We start from the raw sequence: 1,662 nt of genomic DNA on the forward strand, positions 1-1,662 counted from the left end.
CGGTCAATTCGGGGACGGCGTCGAAGAGGTCTGCGACGAGGCCGAAGTCGGCGACCTGGAAGATCGGGGCCTCTTCGTCCTTGTTGATCGCGACGATGATTTTCGAGTCCTTCATCCCCGCGAGGTGCTGGATCGCCCCCGAGATGCCGCAGGCGATGTAAAGCTCGGGCGCGACGACCTTGCCGGTCTGGCCGACCTGCCAGTCGTTCGGTGCAAAGCCCGAGTCGACCGCCGCGCGGCTTGCGCCAACGGCGGCACCCAGCTTGTCGGCCAGCGCCGCGATGATCGCGAAGCTTTCCTCCGAGCCCACGCCACGGCCGCCCGAGACCACGATCTTGGCCGAGGTCAGCTCGGGGCGATCCGAGGCCGCCACCTTGTCCTCGACCCAAGCCGACAGACCTGCGTCGCCCGCACCGGCACCCGCTTCGACCGCAGCCGAACCGCCCGCGGCCGCCGCCTCGAACGATGCCGTCCGCACCGTCAGAACCTTGGTCGCATCCGCCGATTTCACCGTCTGGATTGCGTTGCCCGCATAGATCGGGCGCTCGAACGTGTCAGCGTCGACAACGCCCGTAACATCCGAGATCACCATCACATCGAGCAGCGCCGCGATCCGCGGCATCACGTTCTTCGCCGAGGCCGTCGAGGGCGCCACGATATGGCTGAACCCACCCGCAAGCGACACCACCAGCGCCGCCAGCGGCTCGGCCAGGCCATGCGCGTAAGCCGCGTCATCAACCTTGATCACCTTCGCCGCGCCGGCAATCCCCGCCGCCGCCGAGGCCGCGCCGTCGATGCCCGAACCCGCGACCAGAACCGTCACTTCGCCCAGGGCGCTCGCCGCCGACATCGCCTTCGCGGTCGCGTCCAGCGCCAGATCCGCCCCGTTCACTTCTGCAATCAGGAGAACAGCCATCAGATCACCCCCGCGTCTTTCAGTTTCGCCACCAGCTCGTCGACCGAGCCCACCTTGATGCCGGCCGAGCGGCCCGCCGGTTCGGCGGTCTTCACCACCGAGAGGCGCGGCGTGACGTCGACGCCGTAGTCAGCAGCGGTCTTCTCGTCGAGCGGCTTCTTCTTGGCTTTCATGATGTTCGGCAGCGACGCATAGCGCGGCTCGTTGAGGCGCAGGTCGGCGGTGATGATCGCCGGGAGCTTGACCGAGATCGTCTGCAGACCGCCGTCCACCTCGCGGGTGACCTTGGCCGCCTCGCCCTCAACCACGACTTCCGAGGCGAAGGTCGCCTGACCCCAGCCCAGGAGCGCCGAGAGCATCTGGCCCGTCGCGTTCATGTCATTGTCGATCGCCTGCTTGCCCAGCAGAACCAGCTGCGGCGCCTCTTCGGCCACCACTTTCGCCAGGATCTTGGCCACCGCCAGAGGCTCGATGTCGGTGTGCACATCGTCGGCCGCAGTCACCAGGATCGCCCGGTCCGCGCCCATCGCCAAAGCCGTGCGCAGCGTCTCCTGCGCCTGCTTCACCCCGATCGAGACAACCACGATCTCCGAAACGACGCCCTTCTCCTTCAACCGGATCGCCTCTTCAACAGCAATCTCGTCGAACGGGTTCATCGACATTTTCACATTCGCAAGATCGACACCGCTTCCGTCCGCACGAACGCGAACCTTCACGTTGTAGTCAATCACGCGCTTAACAGGCAC

Annotated in this window: 2 protein-coding genes; both read right to left on the reverse strand. The window is 66.2% G+C overall.

Annotated features, from left to right (window positions below; genetic code table 11):
* The coding region (locus CLN94_RS13780; RefSeq protein ID WP_096434594.1) for an electron transfer flavoprotein subunit alpha/FixB family protein at positions 1-916 on the reverse strand (916 nt) is incomplete at its 3' end.
* Positions 916-1,662: electron transfer flavoprotein subunit beta/FixA family protein (locus CLN94_RS13785; RefSeq protein ID WP_245845252.1), on the reverse strand; the 747-nt coding region annotated here is incomplete at its 5' end. The genes CLN94_RS13785 and CLN94_RS13780, both read right to left, overlap by 1 nt.

This window comes from Pseudothioclava arenosa (assembly GCF_002358085.1).
GTDB lineage: Bacteria > Pseudomonadota > Alphaproteobacteria > Rhodobacterales > Rhodobacteraceae > Pseudothioclava > Pseudothioclava arenosa.